17 protein-coding genes are annotated in these 22,678 nt (G+C 73.7%); 9 read left to right on the forward strand and 8 right to left on the reverse strand.

The features are described 5' to 3' along the window. The first annotated feature begins 301 nt into the window (after positions 1-301). The 8 genes from AC5L3C_RS24880 (at position 302) to AC5L3C_RS24915 (ending at position 10,010) form a co-directional block, all read left to right on the forward strand. Entirely contained in the window at positions 302-1,912 is a 1,611-nt protein-coding gene (locus AC5L3C_RS24880) for a dynamin family protein (RefSeq protein ID WP_493650905.1), read from the forward strand. Positions 1,913-1,915: 3 nt separating this feature from the next. After that, positions 1,916-3,715 carry a YfjP family GTPase gene (locus AC5L3C_RS24885; protein ID WP_493650907.1) on the forward strand — a complete coding sequence of 600 codons (1,800 nt, stop codon included), beginning with the start codon at positions 1,916-1,918 and terminating at the stop codon, positions 3,713-3,715. A gap of 250 nt (positions 3,716-3,965) precedes the next feature. After that, positions 3,966-4,433 (forward strand): single-stranded DNA-binding protein, encoded by a 468-nt coding sequence (locus AC5L3C_RS24890; protein ID WP_493650909.1) that lies wholly within the window; start codon positions 3,966-3,968, stop codon positions 4,431-4,433. A gap of 275 nt (positions 4,434-4,708) precedes the next feature. Beyond that, complete coding sequence (locus AC5L3C_RS24895; RefSeq protein WP_493650911.1) at positions 4,709-6,130, forward strand: Cys-Gln thioester bond-forming surface protein; 1,422 nt, start codon at positions 4,709-4,711, stop codon at positions 6,128-6,130. Positions 6,131-6,623: 493 nt separating this feature from the next. Continuing rightward, positions 6,624-6,977 carry a beta/gamma crystallin domain-containing protein gene (locus AC5L3C_RS24900; protein WP_493650912.1) on the forward strand — a complete coding sequence of 118 codons (354 nt, stop codon included), beginning with the start codon at positions 6,624-6,626 and terminating at the stop codon, positions 6,975-6,977. Between the two features lie 270 nt (positions 6,978-7,247). Further along, entirely contained in the window at positions 7,248-8,912 is a 1,665-nt protein-coding gene (gene ettA / locus AC5L3C_RS24905) for an energy-dependent translational throttle protein EttA (protein WP_493650913.1), read from the forward strand. 4 nt (positions 8,913-8,916) lie between these two features. Continuing rightward, a complete protein-coding gene (locus AC5L3C_RS24910; RefSeq protein WP_493650915.1) occupies positions 8,917-9,342 on the forward strand; it encodes an acyl-CoA thioesterase in 426 nt (141 codons plus the stop codon). Beyond that, positions 9,339-10,010, forward strand: coding sequence for a DUF8185 domain-containing protein (locus AC5L3C_RS24915; RefSeq protein WP_493650917.1), 672 nt, complete (start codon positions 9,339-9,341; stop codon positions 10,008-10,010). The genes AC5L3C_RS24910 and AC5L3C_RS24915 overlap by 4 nt, the downstream gene beginning before the upstream one ends. Before the next feature lie 15 nt (positions 10,011-10,025). Here AC5L3C_RS24915 and AC5L3C_RS24920 read toward each other — a convergent pair whose 3' ends face one another. The 5 genes from AC5L3C_RS24920 to AC5L3C_RS24940 form a co-directional block, all read right to left on the reverse strand. Beyond that, positions 10,026-10,991, reverse strand: a complete 966-nt coding sequence (locus AC5L3C_RS24920; RefSeq protein ID WP_493650919.1) for an ABC transporter ATP-binding protein — start codon at positions 10,989-10,991, stop codon at positions 10,026-10,028. A gap of 61 nt (positions 10,992-11,052) precedes the next feature. Beyond that, a complete protein-coding gene (locus AC5L3C_RS24925; protein WP_493650921.1) occupies positions 11,053-13,821 on the reverse strand; it encodes an ABC transporter permease in 2,769 nt (922 codons plus the stop codon). 1 nt (position 13,822) lies between these two features. After that, the gene (locus AC5L3C_RS24930) at positions 13,823-13,993 is read right to left on the reverse strand and encodes a hypothetical protein (RefSeq protein WP_493650922.1); all 171 of its coding nucleotides are present in this window, start codon (positions 13,991-13,993) and stop codon (positions 13,823-13,825) included. Between the two features lies 1 nt (position 13,994). Then, positions 13,995-17,270, reverse strand: coding sequence for an FtsX-like permease family protein (locus AC5L3C_RS24935; RefSeq protein ID WP_493650923.1), 3,276 nt, complete (start codon positions 17,268-17,270; stop codon positions 13,995-13,997). A 173-nt stretch (positions 17,271-17,443) separates the two neighbouring features. Next, positions 17,444-17,857: a globin gene (locus tag AC5L3C_RS24940; protein ID WP_493654014.1), complete on the reverse strand. Its 414-nt coding sequence runs from the start codon at positions 17,855-17,857 to the stop codon at positions 17,444-17,446. Between the two features lie 187 nt (positions 17,858-18,044). On the opposite strand from AC5L3C_RS24940, the gene AC5L3C_RS24945 reads away from it, so the two are divergent. Next, on the forward strand, positions 18,045-18,380 hold the full coding sequence (locus AC5L3C_RS24945; protein ID WP_493650925.1) for a cupin: 336 nt from the start codon (positions 18,045-18,047) through the stop codon (positions 18,378-18,380). Between the two features lie 14 nt (positions 18,381-18,394). Here the strand turns inward: AC5L3C_RS24945 and AC5L3C_RS24950 are convergent, their stop codons facing one another. The 3 genes from AC5L3C_RS24950 to AC5L3C_RS24960 all read right to left on the reverse strand — a co-directional run bounded on the left by AC5L3C_RS24950 (position 18,395) and on the right by AC5L3C_RS24960 (position 22,571). After that, positions 18,395-19,750, reverse strand: a complete 1,356-nt coding sequence (locus tag AC5L3C_RS24950; RefSeq protein WP_493650926.1) for an FHA domain-containing protein — start codon at positions 19,748-19,750, stop codon at positions 18,395-18,397. A 93-nt stretch (positions 19,751-19,843) separates the two neighbouring features. Further along, on the reverse strand, positions 19,844-21,190 hold the full coding sequence (locus AC5L3C_RS24955; RefSeq protein ID WP_493650927.1) for a vWA domain-containing protein: 1,347 nt from the start codon (positions 21,188-21,190) through the stop codon (positions 19,844-19,846). Positions 21,191-21,299: 109 nt separating this feature from the next. Continuing rightward, positions 21,300-22,571, reverse strand: coding sequence for a PP2C family protein-serine/threonine phosphatase (locus tag AC5L3C_RS24960; RefSeq protein ID WP_493650929.1), 1,272 nt, complete (start codon positions 22,569-22,571; stop codon positions 21,300-21,302). Positions 22,572-22,678 lie beyond the last annotated feature (107 nt).

The following is a 22,678-nucleotide window of genomic DNA, read 5'->3' on the forward strand; positions in this document are numbered from 1 at the left end:
CAGGGTGTCCTGGTCGGACGCGTCCCTGACGTTGCCGGAGACAAGGATAGGGCTCCCGCATCCTTGTCCCTGCCGCCTCGCCTCCGTGGCTCGATGTGGAGGTTCGGTGAAGCGGTCCTGATAATCGCAGGCAGGTACGAATCGTGCACCGTTTTTGGCCTCTGGCGCATCGGGTGTTGTCCACTCGTTATGCCTGGACCGCCCCCGTGCCTCAGTCGCCCCTTCCACCCCTTGTGTCCGGTCGGCACGCAGGCATGCTCATATGCTTCAGAATTCCCCTAAAATTGGGCATTCTTCGCATGTGGTGACCTTGGACGTACGGCCTCAGCTGCTCGACGCACTCTCCGCCCTGCGCGACCGTGTCGCCGCCGCACGCTTCCCGCTGCCCCTGGCGGGGGCCGCACGCGCGCGTGCCGACCGCGACGAGCTGCTCGCGCAGCTCGACGACTATCTGGTGCCCCGGCTGAAAGATCCCGAGGCGCCGCTGCTGGCCGTCGTGGGCGGCTCCACCGGGGCCGGGAAGTCCACCCTGGTGAACTCCCTCGTGGGCCGGCGCGTCAGCGAGGCGGGCGTGCTGCGGCCGACGACACGGACGCCCGTGCTCGTCTGCCATCCGGAGGACCACCACTGGTTCAGCGGCATGCGGGTGCTGCCCGACCTCACGCGCGTATGGGTGCCCCACCACCAGGACCCGGCGGACGACCTGCTCCTGCCCGGCGAGAACCCCGCCCGCGTGCTGCGCGTCGAGACCGCCGACACCCTGCCGCCCGGCCTCGCCCTCCTGGACGCCCCCGACATCGATTCCCTGGTGTCCGACAACCGGGTCCTGGCCGCCGAACTCATCAGCGCCGCCGACATCTGGATCATGGTCACCACCGCCGCCCGCTACGCCGACGCCGTTCCCTGGCACATGCTGCGCACCGCCAAGGAGTACGACGTCAGCCTGGTCACCGTCCTGGACCGGGTGCCCCACCAGGTCGTCTCCGAGGTGTCCCGGCAGTACGGCGCCCTCCTCACCAAGGCCGGACTCGGCCACGTGCCCCGCTTCACCGTGCCCGAGCTGCCCGAGTCGGCCTGGGGCGGCGGCCTGCTGCCCGCCACCGCCGTGGCCGCGCTGCGCACCTGGCTCGTCCACCAGGCGCTGGACCCCGCCGCCCGCCAGCACGTCATGGCCCGCACCGCCCACGGCGTCCTCGACTCCCTCAACGCCCGCCTGCCCCAACTCGCCGGGGCCGCCGCCGCCCAGTACGCCGCCGCGCTGCGGCTCACCTCGGCGATCGAAATCGCGTACGACAGCGAGCACTCCCGTGTGCGGGGACGGCTCCAGGCCGGGGCCGTGCTCGCCGGGGACGCGCTCAAGCGGTGGCGCGCCTTCCCCCTCGACTGCACCCCGGGCGAACTCCTCGACACCCTGGTGGAGAGCCTCAGCGCGCTGCTGCTGTGCGCCGTCGCCGCCGCAGACGAGCGCGTGGAGGACGCCTGGCGGCGCGAGCCCGCCGCGGACGCCCCCGAGCTCACCGCGCGCGCCGCCGCCCCGGAGAGCGCCGAACACCGCATCGGCCTGGCCGTACGGCGCTGGCGGCGCGAACTCGAGGAGTACGCCGAGGACGAGGTGCGCGAGCTGGACCGCGGCCTCGCGCCCGACCCCGAGGTGGTCGCCGCGCTGGTGGCCACGGCCCTCCTGGGCGGCCGCCGGGCCCGCACCGCCGGGGAGGGGCTCGCCGAGCGGCTCGGCGCACACGGCGCGCTGCGCCTGCGGGACCGCGGCGGACGCTTGCTCGTCGGCTGCGTGGACCGGGTCATGCACGCCGAACGCGAACGCCGGCTCGCCCCGCTCGACGCGCTCGAGGTGCACGCGGAGCCCCAGCCCGAACTCATCGCCGCGTTGTCCGTACTGCAGAAGGAGAGGTGACCGGTGACCGCCGTCACTGACCAGGACCACACCGAGCACCCGGAGCACCCCGAACGCCCCGAACGTGACGCCGAGGGCGCTCCCCGAGCGGAGGCCGGTGGCCCCTGGGACGACGGGCTGATCGCGCGGCGGGTCAACGGGAGCGGCACGGAGGAGCAGCACCGGGTGACCGAACCCCGCTCGTCCACGCCGCAGAAGGTGACGCCCCTGACGTACGGCCCCCAGCTGGGGTCGCGGCTCGACGCGCTGGGCGAACTGGTGGGCCTGTCCCGCACCCGGCTCGACAACCGCACCCTCGCCCAGGCCGGCCGGGTCCTCGACGAGGCCGCCGCGCGGCGCGCCCTGTCCGGACAGCACACCGTCGTCGCCATCGCGGGCGCCACCGGCAGCGGAAAGTCCCAGCTGTTCAACACGTTGGCCGGGGTGCCCATCTCCGAGACCGGCGTACGGCGGCCGACCACCGCCGCGCCCATCGCGTGCAGCTGGAGCGACGGCGCCGCGAGCCTCATCGAACGCCTCGGCATCCCGCCCCGGCTCAGGCGGCGCCCCCTCCAGGCGACGGCGGACGCCGACGACCGGCTGCGCGGGCTCGTCCTGGTCGACCTGCCCGACCACGACTCGGCGGCCGTGCAGCACCGCGAGCAGGTGGACCGCGTCCTGGGCCTGGTCGACGCCGTCATCTGGGTCGTCGACCCCGAGAAGTACGCCGACGCCATGCTGCACGAGCGCTATCTGCGGCCGATGGCGGCCCACGCGGAGGTCATGTTCGTCGTGCTCAACCAGATCGACCGGCTTCCCGGGGAGGCCGCCGAGCAGGTCCTGGACGACCTGCGGCGCCTGCTCGACGAGGACGGCATCGTCCTGGGCGAGTACGGCGAACCGGGCACGACCGTGATGGCGCTGTCCGCGCTCACCGGCGACGGGGTCGGCGAACTGCGGGAGGCGCTCGGCCGCTTCGTCTCCGAACGCGGCGCCCCGGCCCGCCGGATCTCCGCGGACCTGGACATCGCGGCGGCCCGCCTGTGGCCCGTGTACGCCACCCGCCGCCGCACCGGCCTGAGCGAGGAGGCCCGCGAGGAGTTCTCCGACCGGCTCGCGGACGCGGTGGGCGCCACGGCGGCGGGCGAGGCCGCCGAGCGCGCGTGGCTGCGCAACGCCAACCGGGCGTGCGGCACGCCCTGGCTGCGGCTGTGGCGCTGGTTCCAGGAGCGGAGCGAACCCGGCACCGGCAGGGTCGTCGTGCGCGGCAGGCCCGACGAGCAGGCCACCGCGCGGCAGCGCGTGGAGCAGGCGGTGCGCACGGTGTCCGACCGGGCGTCGGCCGGACTGCCGGCGCCGTGGGCACGGGCCGTGCGGGAAGCCGCCGTCCGCGGCTCGCAGGGACTGCCGGAGGCGCTGGACGAACTCGCCGTCCGCGCCGGACTGCCCCCGGGAAAACCGCCCCGGCCCGCCTGGTGGCCGGTCGCCGTGTTCGCCCAGGTCTCGATGACGGCCCTTCAGTTCATGGGCGGGCTGTGGCTGCTGGGGCAGATCATCGGGATCACGGTGCCGAACCTCGGGGTGCCGGTGCTGCTGATGGTGATCGGCATCGTCGGCGGGCCGCTCATCGAGTGGAGCTGCCGCATGGCCGCCCGCGGGCCGGCCCGGCGCTACGGGCTGGAGGCGGAGAGACGCCTGCGAGAGGCGGCCGCCGGGTGCGGACGGGCCCGGGTCCTGGACCCGGTGGCGGCGGAACTGCTGCGCTACCGCGAGGTACGGGAGCAGTACGGGCGGGTGGTGGGGGTGCGGACGGGGAGCGTCTGAGACCGGCGCCTGCGGCTCTGCTCGGACGGTGCCGGTCCCTCTTTCGGGTGGCGGAGTTTTCCACAGGCTGGGGGTGGTCCACAGCGCCCGGCGGGCCCGGCCCGACGGAGGCAGTCTGGCTTCACGGCGATCGCGGGAGGGACCGGGATCGCCGCGCCAGACGGCAGCCGTACGGGACGGGCCCGTACGCGTGTCCGCCCGGCCCCGTCGGCGAGGACGCCGGCGGGACCGGGCGGGGGAGGGAAACGCGATGAACGAGACGATGGTGTGCGTGGTGGGGAACGTGGCGACCCGGCCGGTCTACCGGGAGACGGCCTCCGGCCCCGCGGCGAGGTTCCGGGTCGCGGTCACCGCCCGGTACTGGGACCGGGAGAAGAACACCTGGGCGGACGGACACACCAACTTCTTCACGGTGTGGGCCAACCGGCAGCTCGCCACCAACACGGCGGCGTCCCTGTCGGTGGGCGACCCGGTCGTCGTCCAGGGCCGGCTGAAGGTGCGCACGGAGACCCGGGAGGGGCAGCCCGGCTGGATGTCGGCGGACATCGACGCGGTGTCGATCGGGCACGACCTGGCACGGGGCACGACCGCCTTCCGCCGCGCACCGCGACCGGAACAGACGCCTGCGGTGGCCGAACGAGCGGAACCCGACTGGGAATCCCCGCCGGACAGCGCACCGCGGACGCGGGAACCGAAGGAGAGCGCGGCCGTGACATGACGTCAGCGGCCGGCAACGCGGCGCCACCGCCTCGGAACTGAGGCTTATCGGCGGATACATGCCGGTCCATCCGAGGTGGATTTGTCGATAAGCCATCTCGCCAGGAGTCCCGGCGATAACGATTCCGAGTCGGATCGGTCCTCCGATGCGATCATCGGCAAGCGCTGTCCGCCGTCTCCTTAGGATGCCGGGACGGCCCCGGGGCTCAGGGGTCCGGAGATTCTGCTGGTGGGACCGTCCCCCCGTACAACGGGTCCTGCTCGGAAGGGAATTCGGTGTCTGTTTCGTTCTCCGCGCGGTCCGTGCGCGGACGTGGATCGGTCCGCCTCACGGCGGGAACGCTGGTGTCCGCACTGGTCGCCACCACCGTGCTGGCCGGTGCCGGAACGGCCGCCGCCGACGGCGACGGTGCGACGGTCCCCGGCCACACCGGACGCGGCGGAGCCACGGCGACCGTGGCCGGACTCAAGACCTACGGTGCGGCCGTCATCCACGGCGCCACCGGCGACCAGCAGGTGTCGGCGGGACTGTTCGAGATGTCCGTCGAGGGCGGCGGCACGCTCCAGACGTACTGCGTCGACATCAACACCCCCACGCAGAAGGACGCCAAGTACCACGAGACCGCCTGGAGCGGGACCTCGCTGGGCACCAACAAGGACGCCGGCCGCATCCGCTGGATCCTGCAGCACTCCTACCCCCAGGTGAACGACCTGGCGGCGCTCGCGAAGAAGGCGGGCATCCGCGGCCAGCTCACGGAACAGGACGCCGCGGCCGGCACCCAGGTGGCCATCTGGCGCCACTCCGACGACGTGGACGTGGACGCCGTCGACCCCCAGGCCGAGCAGCTCGCGGACTACCTGCAGAAGAACGCCCGCAACCAGGCGGAGCCGAAGGCGTCGCTGACCCTGGACCCGCCGACGGTCTCCGGCCGCCCGGGCGCGCGGATCGGCCCGGTGACGGTACGCACGGACGCCCGCAGCGTGACGATCGTGCCGCCCGCGGACGCCACGGCGAGCGGCGTGCGCATCGTGGACAAGGACGGCGAGCCCCTCACCACCGCCACCAACGGCAGCGAGTTCTTCTACGAGGTGCCCGAGGACGCGTCCGCGGCCACCGCCGAAGTGACCGCGCAGGCCTCGACCACGGTGCCCGTCGGCCGCGCCTTCGTCTCCGACTCCAGGAGCCAGACGCAGATACTCGCCGGGTCCAGCGAGTCCACCGTCTCGGCGACGGCGACCGCCACCTGGGCGCTGGAGGGCGCGATACCCGCGCTGTCCGCCCGTGAGAACTGCGCCAAGGGCGGCGTGGACCTCACCGTCACCAACCACGACGACGAGCCCTTCACCTTCGAACTGGCGGGTACGGAGCACACGGTGGCGGGCGGCGCGTCCCGGACGGTGACGGTTCCGCTGAGCGAGGACAGGGCGTACGACTTCACGGTCACGGGCCCGAACGGCTTCGGGCAGCGGTTCACCGGCATGCTCGACTGCCTGACCAGGACCGCCGAGACCGGCACGACCGTCCAGAGCTACACGGCCCCGACCCCCTTGGCCGGCGCCCCCGCCGACACCAACCTCGCCGAGACCGGCTCCTCCAACGCCACCCCGTGGATCGCCGGCACCGCCATCGCCCTGGTCGTCCTCGGCGGCGCGGGCCTGGTCATCACCCGCCGCCGCCAGACCCCGACCGACGACTGATCCCCGCCCGGGTCACAGACCCGGGCGCTCGACCAAAGTCCCGTCGGGCCCGAGCGCGTAGAACCGCGGAGGACCCACGACCTCCTCGGCACGGCGCAGTGCCGCCGCCCCCCCCGTTCGGCTGGACCGGGCCGCGGGGGATCCCGCACGGACGCTCAGCAACGCCTCGATCCTGGTGAGTTGGGGCAAGAAAGTTGTGTCAGAATGATCGTCGCCGGACGGCGTCCCGGAAGCGCGACGCCGTGTCGCGGGGTGTCGTGGTTGGTGATTCCGCCGACTGCGAATAGTCCCCCGTGCAAGCCGGCCACCGGTCGCGAATGGCTGACCGAACTGACGAGTAGTCCCCGTGCGGCGTCGTCCACGCGGGCACATTCCAGTCCAGGAATTCACTGCTCAGGTTTTCCACAGGCCCGTTGAAACACCGACCGGGCCGTACACCTCCAGGCCGAGATTCGGTAGCTGTTCCGATTGCGCAACCGAAGGGAATGTACGTATGTTCCGTAAGTTCATGACAGCCGCCACGACCGCAGTGGCGGCTTCCGTACTGGTCGTGGGCCTGCCCGCGACGCAGGCGTCCGCGGCGGCGATTCAGGAGGTCGCGTGCAACAATCGCACCGACTTCCTCAAGATCACCTCGTCTTACGCCAGCACGGGCGAGACCTGCTTCGCGAACGCCGGGAGCCTGCCTGTGGGACTTGTCGGGGTGAACCACGTTTCTTCAGGGAATAACGCGGGATACCTCGTATACCGTGATTTCCTTAGCCAGATTGATCGCGAGTACCACTTCGGGAAGGGGCACAACAAGCCCGTCAACTTCTTCGGTGTGTTCCGCGTCGTCATCTACTGATCCGATGCACCGGTAGACCTTTCGAGGGCCCGAACCGGTCGACGGTTCGGGCTTCGTCCCGGTCGCCGTGGGTGCCTGGCGGTCACGGGGCCGTGCGAGGGTGTCGAGGGCGCTCGGCGGTGACCGACGGTGACGGGTGATGCGCGGGGTGCGCGTGGAAAGGGCTGGTCGAGGGCCGAGGGGCGGACGCGTTTCCGCCCAGGGGTGGCGGTACGGCAAGATGGGGTGTATCTGCCCACTGCCTGATTTCAAGCTGCCGGACGGTTTCTCTTGGCTGAGTTCATTTACACCATGCGCAAGGCGCGCAAGGCGCACGGCGACAAGGTGATCCTCGACGATGTCACCCTGAGCTTCTACCCGGGGGCGAAGATCGGTGTCGTCGGCCCGAACGGCGCCGGTAAGTCGACCGTTCTGAAGATCATGGCCGGGCTGGAGCAGCCGTCCAACGGTGACGCCTTCCTCACGCCCGGCTACACCGTGGGCATCCTGCTCCAGGAGCCCCCGCTGAGCGAGGACAAGACCGTCCTGGAGAACGTCCAGGAGGGTGTCGCCGAGATCAAGGGCAAGCTCGACCGGTTCAACGAGATCGCCGAGCAGATGGCGACCGAGTACACCGACGAGCTCATGGACGAGATGGGCAAGCTGCAGGAGCAGCTCGACCACGCGAACGCCTGGGACCTCGACGCCCAGCTCGAGCAGGCCATGGACGCCCTGGGCTGCCCGCCCGGCGACTGGCCGGTCACCAACCTCTCCGGTGGCGAGAAGCGCCGCGTGGCGCTGTGCAAGCTGCTGCTCGAGGCGCCCGACCTGCTGCTGCTCGACGAGCCCACCAACCACCTGGACGCCGAGTCGGTGAACTGGCTGGAGCAGCACCTCGCCAAGTACGAGGGCACCGTCGTCGCCGTCACCCACGACCGGTACTTCCTCGACAACGTCGCCGGGTGGATCTGCGAGGTCGACCGCGGCCGGCTGCACGGCTACGAGGGCAACTACTCCAAGTACCTGGAGACCAAGGCCGCCCGTCTCAAGGTCGAGGGCCAGAAGGACGCCAAGCGGCAGAAGCGGCTCAAGGAAGAGCTGGAGTGGGTGCGCTCCAACGCCAAGGGGCGCCAGGCCAAGTCCAAGGCCCGTCTGGCCCGCTACGAGGAGATGGCCGCCGAGGCCGACAAGATGCGGAAGCTGGACTTCGAGGAGATCCAGATCCCGCCGGGCCCGCGCCTGGGCAACGTCGTCGTCGAGGTCAACAACCTCACCAAGGGCTTCGGCGACAAGCTCCTCATCGACGACCTCAGCTTCACGTTGCCGCGCAACGGCATCGTCGGCGTCATCGGACCCAACGGCGCGGGCAAGACCACGCTGTTCAAGATGATCCAGGGCATCGAGGAGCCCGACTCCGGCACCATCAAGGTCGGCGACACCGTCAAGATCTCCTACGTCGACCAGAGCCGCGAGAACATCGACCCCAAGAAGAGCCTCTGGGCGGTCGTCTCCGACGAGCTCGACTACATCAACGTCGGCCAGGTCGAGATGCCCAGCCGCGCCTACGTCTCCGCCTTCGGGTTCAAGGGCCCGGACCAGCAGAAGGCGGCCGGCGTGCTCTCCGGCGGTGAGCGCAACCGGCTGAACCTCGCGCTCACCCTCAAGCAGGGCGGCAACCTGCTGCTCCTCGACGAGCCGACCAACGACCTCGACGTCGAGACGCTCTCCAGCCTGGAGAACGCCCTGCTCGAGTTCCCCGGGTGCGCCGTGGTCGTCTCCCACGACCGGTGGTTCCTGGACCGCGTCGCCACGCACATCCTCGCCTACGAGGGCGAGTCCAAGTGGTTCTGGTTCGAGGGCAACTTCGAGTCGTACGAGAAGAACAAGATCGAGCGGCTCGGCCCGGACGCGGCGCGTCCGCACCGTGCCACCTACAAGAAGCTGACCCGGGGCTGATCTCTTGCGCCACATCTACCGCTGCCCGCTGCGCTGGGCGGACATGGACGCGTACGGCCACGTCAACAACGTGGTGTTCCTCCGCTACCTGGAGGAAGCACGCATCGACTTCCTGTTCCGCCCGGAGAAGGACTTCCAGCAGGGGTCCGTGGTGGCGCGCCATGAGATCGACTACAAGCGGCAGCTCGTCCACCGGCACACGCCCGTGGACATCGAGCTGTGGGTCACCGAGATCAGGGCGGCGTCCTTCACCCTCACCTACGAGGTGAAGGACGACGACCTCGTCTACGTCCGCGCGTCCACGGTGATAGTGCCGTTCGACTTCGAGGCCCAGCGCCCGCGCCGGCTCACCGGGGAGGAACGCGCGTTCCTCCGGGAGTACACGGACGACGCCGACGACGAGAAGAAGGAGGAGGCCGTCGCCGCATGACGGCACTCCACCTCGCCGACGAAGGGGAGGCCGCGGACCTCGCGGCCTTCCTCTCCCGGCTGCTGCACTACGACCGGTCCGCCGCCGTCCGGTTGCAGGCGGCCGGCACGGCGCTCGCCGTCTTCGGCCGGCCGCCGTCGTTCGAGGTGCTCGTCGTACGCGCCGTCCGGCTGGCGAAGCCGTACGAGAACGGGCTCGACGTCACGCTGGACGTGACCGTGTCCGCGGGTGAACTGCTGGAGTCGGTGGACGAGTCCGCCGCCACGGCCCTCGTGCCCGGCGCCGTCACCGGCCCGCCGTGGGCCGGGGTACTGCCCCCTCGCGGCGGCTGGCGGGCCGAACCCGGGCTGCCGGCGCCCCATGAGCTCCGCGCACTGGTCGCCGCGTCGGTCGCGGAGTTCCGTTCCCGTACGGAGGAACTCGCGCCCGAGCGGCGTACCCGCGCGGAACTCGACCGCATCGGGCGGGAGATCTGGTCCCGCACGGTCGCGGACACCGGCCTGCCGGTGCGGGCGGTGCACGCCGCCCAGTCGCTGGGCTTCCTGCGGGGCGCCGAGCAGACGCTCCTCACCTCGGGATCCTGGCTGCGCCTGCGGACGCCCTACGGCTCGGTCGCCGTACGGCGCACGTCGGGACTGCTCGGAGGGCTCGACCTCAGCATCCGCTGAGGCTCTCCTTCCCCGTTACTCCACGCTGTCGTCCGGCCGCACGGCGATGTGGTCGGGCTCCAGTTCCAGGGCGACGCGGTCCCGCATGTTCAGGGCGCGGGTGTAGTCCGCGGGGAGCTGGAGGCGGCCCGCGCGGTCCAGCATGGCGTACTCGCGCGCGACCACCGACTCGTGGCCGGTGACGGCGTCCACCTCGCTGCGGCGCAGCACCTCGGTCGACGTACGGCCGTCACGGATGGCGACCGTGCGGCGCACCTCGCCCGCCACCTCCTGGTCGTGGGTGACGATCACGATCGTCGTGCCGAGCTGCTCGTTCGCCGTGCGGAACGCGGCGAAGATCTGCTCCGCGGTGTGCGAGTCCAGCTCGCCGGTCGGTTCGTCCGCGAGCAGCACCGACGGGTCGTTCGCGATGGCCACCGCGATGGCCACGCGCTGCTGCTGCCCGCCGGACATCTCGTGCGGGCGCCGGTCGCGGCAGTCGCCGACCTCCAGCAACTCCAGGAGCTCCAGCGCGCGTTCGGCGCGGGCGCGGCGTCCGGCACGGGACCGGCCGCGGCGGCCGGCCAGCTGCATGGGCAGGGCGACGTTCTGCGCCGCGGTCAGGTAGGGCAGCAGGTTGCGCGAGGTCTGCTGCCACACGAAGCCGACGACCTCACGGCGGTAGGCGAGGCGGTCCTTCGCGGACATGGTGAGCAGATCCCGCCCGGCCACGCGGGCCGCGCCGGCCGTCGGGGTGTCCAGGCCGGCCAGGATGTTCATCAGGGTGGACTTGCCGCTGCCGGACGCCCCGACGAGGGCCATCAGTTCGCCCTCGCGCACCAGGAGGTCGAGTCCCTGGAGCGCCTGCACCTCCACCCCGTCCGCGGTGAACACACGGACCAGCCGGTCGCAGGTGATGAGCGTGTCGTGGCCGTAGGCCGGGCGGTCGCGGTCGGCCGTGACGCGGCCGGCGAGTTCGGCCAGGGTGGGATTCGAGGTCATCGGAAGCCTCCTGCGGAGAGAAGGGGAGAAGTCGACGCGTCACGGGGCGGGCGGAGGCGGCTCACCGGGCATCGCCCGCTCTCAGCTCCCGTACCGATCCCTTGCGCCCCGACCACCAGGCCTGCGCCGCCGCGATCCCGACGGACAGGGCGACGACGGCCAGCGCCGGCACCACCAGCGACACCGGATCGGTGCGCAGCGCCGCCCGTCCCGCCGGGGACTCGGACGCCGCGACGGCGATGGTGGTCAGGTCGATGCCGGGCTCCAGCAGCCGGATGGCGGCCCAGGCCGTGAGGATGCCGCCGGCCGCCGCGAGCAGCGCCTGCGGCAGGGACTCCAGGACGAGCAGCCGGCGGCCCTGGGCGCGGGTGAGGCCCATGGTGCGCAGCCGGGCCAGCAGGGCGGCGCGTTCGGGGGCGGCGCGCAGCAGGGTCAGCAGCAGCGCGAGCACGGCGTAGGCGGTGCCGGCCGCCACCGCCGCCGTGTAGACGCGCTCGGCGCCGGACTGCAGCGGTGAGCCGACGAACCCCTCGAGCCGCTCCGAGCGGAGCTGGACCCGCGCGGCGTCGCCCGCCGCCTCGCGCAGCGCGGCCCCGTCCGGGTGGCCGGTCACCAGCAGCGCCGTCGGCCGGGCGAGGGCCCGCGGCAGCCCCGACCGGTCCACGATCAGGAAGTCCGGCCCGGTCAGCACCGGCGTCCGCTCCCGCACCCCCGCGATCCGTACGGTGACGAACTCGGCGGCGTCCAGCCGCACACGGAACGGCCGGGTGCCGTAGCGGTCGGCGACCTCGGGGGACGCCAGGGCGGGCAGCACCGCGGCATCGCCGCCGGAGGCGCCGGAGGCGCCGGACGCCTTCAGCTCGTCCGCGTCGAACGTCCCGATGCCGGTGTGCCGGGCGAGGGCCGCGTACCCGGCCGGGTCGACACCGGCCACCGGCACCGTCAGCCGGCCGTTCGAGGGATACGAGTAGGGGAAGACGCTCACGGCGGTGACGTCCCGCACGCCCGGTGCGCGCCGGACCTTGCCGGTGAGGTCGGCGGGCAGGTTCCGCAGCGCCTCGAGGCGGGCGTCGGCGCCGACGGAGACCGTGGCCGCGCGGTCCCGGGCGTCGGCCACACCGGTGAGGACGCTGCCGCCGAAGGCGGCCGTGGTCAATGCGGTCAGCAGCGCCAGCAGAGGCAGCATCGCGGTCCCCGGGGCACGGCCCGCGCGGGCCAGCGACAGCGGGCCGACCACACCGCGCAGCCGCCCGGCCGGGCGGGCCAGCCCGCGCAGCGGCCACGGGTGCAGCCGCGCCAGCACCAGGGCGGCGATCATCCCCACCAGCACCGGGGCGAGGGACACCAGCTCGTCACCGGACCCGGCCCCGCCGTCCGGCGTACCGCGGGTGCGCAGCGCCACCACCGCGCCCACCGCCAGGGTGAGCAGTGTGAGTTCGGCGACCGTGCGCCGCCGGGACGGGCGGGCCGACACGAGGTCGTCGCGGGCGGTGTGCACGCGTACCGCGCGGTGCGCGGCGACGGCCCGCAGCGGCAGCGCCGCACAGGCGAGCAGGGCCACGGCAGCGGCGGCGGCCACCGCGTACGGCAGCCGGGGCCCGGGCACCGCGAGCCGGGCGGCGGCCATGCCCAGTGCGGCGCCGGGCACGGCCGCCACCGCCGTCTCCGCCAGCAGCCGTCCGGCGAGCGAGCGCAGGGAGCCGCCCCGGGCCCGCAGCAGGGTGAGTTCGGCGCGGCGCCGGTCGGCGGCGAGACCGCCCGCCATCAGCAGGACGACCGCGGCGACCGTGCCGGTGCCGAAGGCCGCGACGGCCACGACGGGTCCGATGGCGGAGCGCAGTTGGGCGTACTCGCCGAAGACCTCGTCGAGCGAGGTCTCGGCCAGCAGGGGCGAGGAGGCGGCCGTGCCGGCCCGCCGGAGCAGCGGGCCCGCCTCCAGGGAGGCCACGGCCGACTTCAGCTTCGGCAGGTCGTAGCCGTGCAGGGCGGAGGTGTCGGGGGCCAGCGCCCAGTACCGCTCGGGGACCCCGGTGGTGCCCAGGAGGGCCGGGCCCGCGTCCGGGGGCAGCAGCAGCGCGGCGACCCAGTACTGGTTGCGCGACGGGTCGTCGGGGCGGGTCGCCAGGCTCGGGCTGTGCATCACGGGCGTGGTCGACCAGTACGCCTCGCCGGGGGCGAGCGGTTCGACGATGCCGGTGATCCGTACCGTCAGCGGGTCGCGTTCCACCCCGGGGACGTGGAGGACGGAGCCCACCTCGATGTTCAGTTTCCGGGCCGTCTCGCTGCTGACGGCCGCCTCGACGGCCGTCGTCCCCGCGGTGACGTCCTTCGGGGCCCGCGGCAGCCGGCCCGCCGCCGGCCGGGAGTGCCGGTCGAGCCCGCTCTGGGCGATGAGGTGGAACTGCGGCGGCACCCCGTCCGGCCGGGACAGCCAGGGGTCCGGTACCTCGACCCGCTGGGTGGTGCGCACCCCGTAGGACGACTGGCCGGCGTCGATCGGCAGGGCGTCGCCGGGCAGCGCGAGGATCGTGCCGTACGGTCCGCTCGCGGCCTCCCGGCGCAGGCCGGCCTCCCGCGTCTCCTGCGGCTCGATCACGTCGTCATGGGAGGTGTACAACTGCACGGTGGTGCGGGCGGGCCCGGCCACCTCGACCGAGCGGCGCAGGCCCGCGTCGCCGTACCGGTCGACGGCGAGCGGCAGCGCGGCCGCGAGGAACGCGGTCACCGCGGCCAGCAGGGCGAGCGCCACCGTGGCCCCGGGGGCCGACCGCAGCCGTGTCCGTACCCAGGGAGCGACCGTGCGGGGCCGCCTCGGCGTCTGTACGCTCACGTCACTCGCCTCCCCGTTCACGCAGCGACGTCACCGGGTCCGCGCGGCGCAGCGCCAGTACGGCCGTGATCACCAGCAGGGTGAGCGCCACCGTGGCCCCGGGGGCCGACCGCAGCCGTGTCCGTACCCAGGGAGCGACCGTGCGGGGCCGCCTCGGCGTCTGTACGCTCACGTCACTCGCCTCCCCGTTCACGCAGCGACGTCACCGGGTCCGCGCGGCGCAGCGCCAGTACGGCCGTGATCACCAGCGGGACGGCGGCCACCGCGGCCAGCAGGGCGGCCACCCGCAGAACGGGCAGCTCCACCAGGACCTCGGGCACCGGGCGGGTGGCCTCCGCGGTCAGCATGATCAGCGGGACCACCGCGCGGGCCAGCACCGCGCCCAGCAGGACGCCCACCGTCAGCGCAAGACCGACCAGCACCCCGTGCTCGGCGAGCACCACCCGGGCCAGCCGCCGCCGTGAGGTGCCGAGCGCGCGCAGCACCGCGAACTCGGCGGACCGCTCGCGCAGCGACCCCGCCGCGCTCACCGCGAACCCGACCGCCGTCAGCGCCGCCGCCGCGACGGCAGCCGCCCCGAACGCCGTGCCGGGCCCGGCGCCGAACGGGTCGTCGCGCAGCTCCTCGGCGATCTCGTCCCGCACCACCAGGCGGGACGGGTCCATGTCGGGCCGGTCGCGCAGCGCCGCGGCCACCTGGCCCGTCCGGCCCGGCTCGGTCGCCAGCCACCACTCGTCGGGCGGCAGGCTCTCGTCGTGCTGCTCCTGGAGCACCCGGTTGACGGCCCGCAGATCGACCAGGAGCGCGCCCCCGTCGTCCTGCCCGCCGGCCGGCGTGGACGGCAGCTCCCGCACCGACCGTACGATCCGCACCGGCACGGTGCCCCCGCCGATCCGCACGTCCAGCCGCTGCCCGGTCCGCGCGCCCGTGGAGGCGAGGTAGCGGTCCGTCGCCACGGCGCCGACCTCGGACACCGCCCGCTGCGGGACGCGGAGGCCGATCGTGAGCGGCGAGGGCCGCCAGGACATGTCCGTCGGGACGTAGCCGGTGCGGTAGGTGAGGGTCGACGGGTCGTCCGGGGCCGCCGTGGGCCGGGTCGGGCTCGTCCTCCCGCCGGGAGAGGACGCCGCTCCGTCCGCGTGGGCGGACATCTTCCACCCGGCCGGCAGCGACAGCTCCCGCTCCCGGCCGCCGGTGTCCGTGGCGGTCAGCGAGGCCAGGGTGAGGCGGTGCCGCTCGCCCCGCCCGACCGGCTGCAGCAGGTCGAGCCGGAGCCCGGTCAGCGTCAGTTCCCCGGGCGGCGCCTCGGCGGCCTCGGTCAGGTCGAGGGTGAGCGCGTGGGGCCGCCCGTCGGTGGGCAGGGCGCCGAGGGCGAGCGTGTACGGGACGCCCGAGGAGTCCTCCAGAGTGGCATGGACGTCGATGTCGCTCTCCGCGTCCGCGCCCCGGATCCGCGCGGTGAGCGCCAGGCTCGCGGTGCCCGCCGGTACACGGACGCCCGCGGAGGTGTCCTTCGGGGCCAGTCCTGCCACCAGCGCGCGCACCGGCACGGGCGCGAGATCGGGGCGCATCAGCAGGGTGTCCGCCGCGTGCGCGGTGTCCAGCGCGAGCACGGTCGCGCTCCGGCCGGCGGACAGCGGCAGGCTCGTGCGGGCGGCGGGCACGGCCAGGCGTACGCCCGGGACGTCCGCGTACATCCGGGTGTGGCCGATCCCGTTGTCCCCGGCGCCCAGGACGCGTACCTGCGCCCCGGCCCGGAAGTCGGCCTGGTCGTCCTGCGAGCGCTCCCAGGAGGAGCCCTGGCCGATCGCCAGCATGCCCAGCGCCACGGCGAGCACCAGCAGCAGCACCGGTCCCGCGCCGCGCATCGGGCGGCGGCCGATCTGCCAGCCCGCCAGCGCCCCCGGCAGTCCCCGGCCCGCCGCAGCCCGGCGTTCGGCGAGCCGCGCCAGCGGCGGCAGCAGCCGCAGCGTCAGCACCGTCCCGGCGAGCAGCGCCAGCGCCGGGGCGACCACGAGCAGCGGATCGACTCCGAGGTCCTCGCCCACGGCCTCGGCGGGCCGTCGGCTCAGCCGCCAGTACGCCACACCGGCCACCACCAGCAGACCCACATCCGCCCCCGCCCGTACGACGCCCGGCAGGGGTTTGGCGCGGCCGGGCCGGAAAGAGGCGGTGAGCGCGGGCAGCGTGACGGCCAGGGCGCAGCCCAGGGCCACGCCCGCCGACACCAGCCACAGCGCGCCGTGCCCGGCGACCGCGCCCACGGAGGCGTCCAGGCGCAGTCCGATCCGGGCCAGCGCGCCCTGCCCGGCCAGCAGCCGGACGAGCGGTCCCGCCAGCAGCGGGGCACACGCTGCCGCGGGCACGGCCAGCAGCAGCGCCTCCACCGCCGCGAGCCGGGCCACCTGGGCGCGGGAGGCGCCGCGGGCCCGCAACACCCGGGTCTCGCCTGCGCGTTCGGAACTCAGCAGCCGTGCCACCAGCAGCAGGGCGCACGCGGCGAGCAGGGCGATCTGCAGCGCGATGATCAGAAGGGTGGAGCGGGAGACGAGCAGGGAGCGCTCGATACGGTCCAGGGTGGCGGGCAGTTCGCTGGTGGCGGTCGCCCTGCCGCCCAGCGCCTCGGCCTTGGGCAGGGCGGCGACGCCCTCGCGGGCCGCGTCGCGCAGCGCGTCGATCCGGTCGCGGGTCGTCGTCGAGAAGTCGGCCGAGGCCAGCCAGCCCGACGCGGCCGTGCCGACCCGGCCGCCGGTGAACGCGGCGGGGTCGGCGAGCAGCGGGCCGTACGTCGTGAAGTGGAGCTCGACGATGCCGCGGCCGCCCAGTTCATCCAACTGCCAGTACGGTGACGCGGTGTTCACGGGCCGGTAGACGCCGGTGATGCGCACGCGTGCCGGCGGGCCGTCGAGGCGGTTGTCGAGGGTGAGCGTGGCGCCCGGCGTCAGGCCGAGGGCCCGCGCGGCGGCCTCCGGCACGGCGGCCTCGGTCTCCTCGCCGGCGCGCTCCCGGGGCATCCGCCCCTCGGTGATCCGCACCTGGGCCGGGTCCAGCGCGGCGAAGTGCGTGAGGTCGGGCTCGTCCGCCTCCGCGCGTTCGCCCGGTGGGCGCAGGGAGGCGGGCAGGGCGTAGGGGCCGGAACGGGTCAGGGTGCGCAGCGTCACCGGCAGCCCGTCGAAGACCTCGCGGGCGGCCTCGCGCACGGCGGCGTCGGCGGCGGCGCGGCCGTCCTCGGGCACCTCGGCCTCGACGGCGAGCGTGGTGTCGGCGGCGTGGCGGGGGTTGGACAGGGCGTGCCGCAGCGCGGCGTCGCCAATGGTGGTCGAGTAGGCGGTGAGAGCGGCCAGCACCGCCGTGACCAGCAGGACCGTGAGGAGCGCGGCGGCGAGGAGGGGGCGGTGGGCGCGTGCGCGGGCGAGGACAAAACGTACCGTGCCTGCTGCGGCAGTCACTCAACCCCCCGTGGTTGTCCCGACCTCCGGGTGATGTTGTCAGAGGACGCGGGACGGGGGTAACCGGGTGGCGCGCGGGTTTGACCGGATCGTGATCGGAAAGCGGTGAGAACTGATCGGAATCCGACCGTCCGAGGGTGGTGAAGGTTCTTCGCGCCCCCCGTCCCTTCCCGTCAGTCCGGGGAGTTGATCAGGGTGGCCGCCGCGTAGGTGAGGTACTTCCACAGGGTCTGTTCGTGTTCCTCGGACAGACCCAGTTCGTCCACCGCGTCGCGCATGTGCTTCAGCCAGGCGTCGTGGGCCGCGCGGTCGACCTTGAAGGGGACGTGGCGCATGCGCAGGCGCGGGTGGCCGCGGGTCTCGCTGTAGGTGGTGGGGCCGCCCCAGTACTGCATGAGGAAGAGCGTGAGCCGGTCCTCGGCCGGGCCCAGATCCTCCTCGGGATACATGGGCCGCAGCAGCGGGTCGTCCGCCACCCCCTGGTAGAAGCGGTGGACGAGCCGGCGGAAGGTCTCCTCCCCGCCGACCTGCTCGTAGAAGGTCTGCTCCTGAAGCGTGCCGCGCCGAATCTCTGTCACGCCGTCCATGGTCTCAGACGCCATGGCCTAGGACTCGGGTCCTAGGGAGCGGTCAGGCCGTTCACCAGGGCCCGGAGGCCGTCCAGATAGGTGTTCGCCCGATCGTCGCCGCCGCGACCACCGGCGTCGCACCCCACGAGGCCGGCATGGCCTCCGGCCTCATCAACAGCTCCCGACAGCTCGAAGGAACGCCGTCATGACGACGACACCCCTCGCGCCCGCCGACCTGTTCGCCTCGGCGCCGCACCTCCACCCCGGCGGCGATGTCCGGGCCGCCGAACGGCGGATGACGCACAGCGACCCCGGTGCCTGGCAGCTCGCGACGTTCCACGTGGAGACCGGCGCCGACATGCACGCCGACCACTGGGAGATGCACCCCGAGGCCGAGGACATGGTGCGGCTGCGGCCGGGCACGGCCGTGATCGTCCCCCGTGGCCGCCGGCACCGCCTGGAACTGGACGCCCCCAGCGACCTGATGTCGATCACCCTGCGCCACGGCACGCGGCTCGAGAAGCGCACCGGCACCCGCTGAGGGCGGGCCGCTGCTCAGCCCCGGCGGATCGTGATCGTCGTCCAGGCGCCCACGTGGACGCGGTCGCCGTCCTGGAGCGGGACCGGGACGAACGGCTGGATCGGCTCGTCCGACCCGTTGACCGTCGTGCCGTTCGTCGAGTTCTGGTCGACGACCGCCCAGCTGCCGTCCGGCTGCTGCACGAGTACCGCGTGCTGGTGCGAGACGCCCGGGTCCTCCGGCGGGGTGGACAGATCGATGTCGGGGGTGTCGCCGGTGGAGTGGCGGCGGCGGCCGATGGTGATCTGGTTGCCGGTGAGCTGGCGCTGCTGCTCCGGCGAGTACGCGGGCAGGTTCAGGCCCGCGGCCTCGGGGCCGGAGCGCTGCATCATCGCCATGAAGTAATCGCGGTCCGGACCGATCGTCGCGGTCCAGGTCGCGGGGCCCTGCGGCGGGCGGGGCTGCTGCGGGAAACCGCCGGGTCCGGGCGGCGCCTGGGTGGCACCGGGCTGCGGGTAGCCGTAACCGCCGCGCTGACCGGGACCGTTCGGTCCGCCGGGCCCGCCCGGGCCACCGGGTCCGCCCGGGCCGTTCGGGCCGCCGCCGGGGCCTCCCGGCGGGGAGATCACCCAGTCGTCGTCACCGCCCCCGAAGCCGGGTCCGCCCTGCGGCGGGCGGCCGGTGTCCTGCGGGTATCCGGGCGGGGCCGGCGGTCCGGGCTGGTACGCCTGCGGAGCACCCGGGCCGCCCGGGCCGCCCGGGCCACCGGGGCCACCAGGACCACCGGGTCCGGGGCCGTGCGGGCCGCCGGGTCCTCCGTGACCGCCCGGGCCGGGCGGGGGCGTCGGGCGGGACGGTTCGCCGCCGAAGCCGGGCGGGCCCGGCGGGATCGGCTCGGCGGGCCGGTTCACCTGCGAGGGGCGCGAGCCTTGGTAGTCGTAGGAGTCACCGCCGCCGTACGACGGGCCGGGCGGCGGCTGCTGCTGGTAGGGTCCGCCCGGACCGGGGGCCGGGGGACGCGGGGCGGCCGGGGTGTACGACGTCGCCGTGTTCGTCAGGAAGTTCCACCGGCACTCCTCGCAGAACGGCGCGCCGCCCTCACGCGGCGTACGGCACTGCGGGCACAGCTCCGTGCGGCCGCCGTTCGGAGCGCCTGGGCCGCCACCGGGGCCACCGGGACCGCCGTAGCCGCCGGGGCCACCCGGGCCGGGACCGCCTGGGCCGCCGGGACCACCCGCGGGGCCGCCGGGCGGAGGGAATCCGTAACCTCCGCCACCGGGCGCCGGCGGCGGGGGAGGCGGAGGTGGGGGCACGGCACCCGCCATGCGGTGACCGCACACCTCGCACCAGTCGTCGGAACCCGACTGGTGTCCGTTCGGGCAGGTCGGCATGTCGGCGCTTCCCCCTCTCCTTTTCCGGTCGCTTTCGACCGGATTTCTCCAACCCCGAGGGGTCAGGCTCGATCACTTATAAATACTTACAGATCACTTCTTCACACGAACGGTCTTGGTCGACCGGGTTTCGAGAGTCATCTCGTCGGCCTCCTCCACCTTCGCCTTCAGTCGCACAGTACCGGTCGCGGCGTCGACGACGTCCACCACCTTCGCAAGCAGTTTCGCAGTATCCGCGTTGCCCGACGCACTCGCGAGCTGAACGGCACGGCCCAGTTTGGCCGTTGCTCCATTGATATCTCCCACTTTGCGCAGATCCAACCCTTCTTGGATGACGTGCGCCAGTTCGGCCTGCCCGGTGTAGTGGGCGACCTGAGGGTGGATCGCCGTCGAGGCGGCCATGTCGTCGGTCCACACCGCCCGCACCAGCCCTTGTGCGCCGAGGTTCTGCACGCTGCCGTCGGGCTGCGGAATGACCAGCGAGAGCCGGGCCGCCAGCATCTCCCGGCCGATGCCCGCGGGCGGGACCTCGACGCATACGTGGTAGTCACGGGACTCGTCGCCCCAGCTGCCCAGGGGGTAGTCGCCCGCCCGGGGACCCGCCTCGGTGCGGCGGCCGGTGAGTTCCTCGACGGTGGGCGCGACCTGCTTGACGAACTTCACGGCCGTACCGACCGGCGTCCACAGCCGCAGCGAGACATCCGCGACCTCCTTGCCCATCGCCGTCTCCATCATCTGCGTGAAGTCGGCGGCGAGGCCGGACGGGTCGGCGACGATGTCGGCGGTGCCGAGGAGCGCGGAGGCGATGCCTGTGACTTCTTTCACTTCCCAGTCGGTGCCCACGCCTCGGGCGTCACAGGTGAACCGTCCGGCGCAGGAGTCCAGGGCCGCCTTCAGGTCCTCGGGCGACTCGTGCTCGTTGCGGCCGTCGGTGAGCAGGATGCCGTGCCGGATCGCCACGTCCGCCGACGCCAGCAGCCGGTCGGCCAGGCGCAGCCAGGTGCCGATCGCCGTGCCGCCGCCCGCGCTGAGCTTGCGCAGCGCCTCCTTGGCCTGGTCGCGGGTGGCGGCGTCGGCGACCGCGAGTTCACCGGCGCCGGGGTAGACCTCCTTGGCCACGTGGGTGCCGCCGACCACCGCGAAGTGCACCCCGTCGCGCAGGGCGTCGATCGCGGCGGCCGTCGCGTCGCGGGCGTTGCGCATCTTGGTCGGCGGGTAGTCCATCGAACCCGAGCAGTCGACCATGAGCACCACGGCCGCGGACGGGCCCTCGCCCGGCGAGTACACGTGGGGCGCCGTCAGCGCGCTGCCGATGGTGCCGCCGCCGGTCGCCGTGACCGTGACGATGGCGTTGACCTCGCTGCCGCCTTCCGGCAGGTACTCGTTCTGGTACACGTCCACCGAGAACTGCGGCACGTTCGGTTTCGAAAAAATGGCCATGCCTGTTCGATCCCCCTCGGGTGCCCCGACATCGGGGCGACGACGGCTGTCGGACCGGTCCCCTCCGGTCCGTTGAGGCTTCCCCGTAGGACGTGTCCCGTACGCGGCCTCAGGCCGATCCTGCCCCCTGGGGGACGGCGGGGAACGGCACGAGGGCCACTGTTACGTTGTCGTGGCCCCCGCCGTCGAGGGCGTGACCGACCAGCACCCGCGCGCTGTGCAGCGGGCGCACGGCGGCGTCGGCGGGGACGACCTCGGCCATGTCGTCGGCGGACTCCGCGTAGTTCCACAGGCCGTCCGTGCAGACCACGACCACTCCGGGCCGGTCCGGCTTGAAGGACGCGGTGTGCGGCTCGAGTTCGTAGGCGTCGGCGCCGAGCCAGCCGGTGATCGCGTGGGCCCGGTGGTCGGCGTACGCCTCGGCCTCGCCCATCAGACCCGCGGCGACCATCTGCGCGGCCCACGAGTCGTCCTCGGTGAGCCGGGCGGCCGGGGCGGAGCGGTCCACCGGGACCCAGTAGGCACGGCTGTCCCCGACCCAGCCCACGACCAGCAGACCCTGGGTCACCACCGCGCCGACGATCGTGCACGCCGGGGCGTTCTGGTGCGGGTCCTGCTCGCTGGCGGCCGGGTCCGGCGCGTCGGCGAGCGCGTTGACCGCGTCGGAGGCCGCGATGATCGCGTCGTGCATCGCCTGCTGCGGGTGCGTGCCGCGCGGCAGGGCCGCGAGCAGCGACTCGCTCGCGGCGCGGGACGCGGCCGCCGACGCCTCGTCGGGGCGGGTCGCCGAGGAGACGCCGTCGCAGACGATCGCCACGGAGGCGGGCGAGCCGTCGGGCAGCGCGGTGGTGCCGACGCCGAAGGCGTCCTCGTTGCGGTGGTGGCGCAGTCCGCGGTCGCTGACCGCGGCCAACGGTCCGCATTCCTGTTCCATGTGGTCCCGTTCGCGCGGCTGGGCGTGGCCGCAGTTCTCGCAGTAGCCGTCGTCGTCCACCCTGCCCGCACGACAGGCCACGCACACGGCGGCGGCGTCGCCGGCGCTGTGCTGCCCCACCGGTTCGGCAGCCACCCGCGGGTCGGGCGCCTGCAACGGATACTCATCGGGCTGAGTGGACCGACGCCCGCCGCCGTGGGCGCCGGCGGGGTGGTCGGGGACGGCACCGGCGGCGCGATGGGGTTCGGCGTCGGCGGCGGGTCGGTCTGCGGCGACGCCGGCAGGGCGGCCGGGGACGGCACCGGCGGCGGGACCGGCCGACTCCGCGCGGCGGTCGAAGCGCACGCCGGTCGACGGAGCGGGGGGTGCCGCGGGGGGCGGCGGCACGACCGGGGCGCTCCCGGGCGACGGTGGCGGTACGACGGAACCCTCGGACGAGGTTCCCACGGCGGGACTTCCAGCGCCGGGGCCTCCGGTGGCGGGCGTGCCGACGTGGGGAGTTCCGGTGCCGGGGTGCCCGGTGGCGGGGCCTCCGGTGGGGGTTCCGGTGCCGG

The sequence above is a fragment of the Streptomyces speibonae genome (assembly GCF_984686075.1).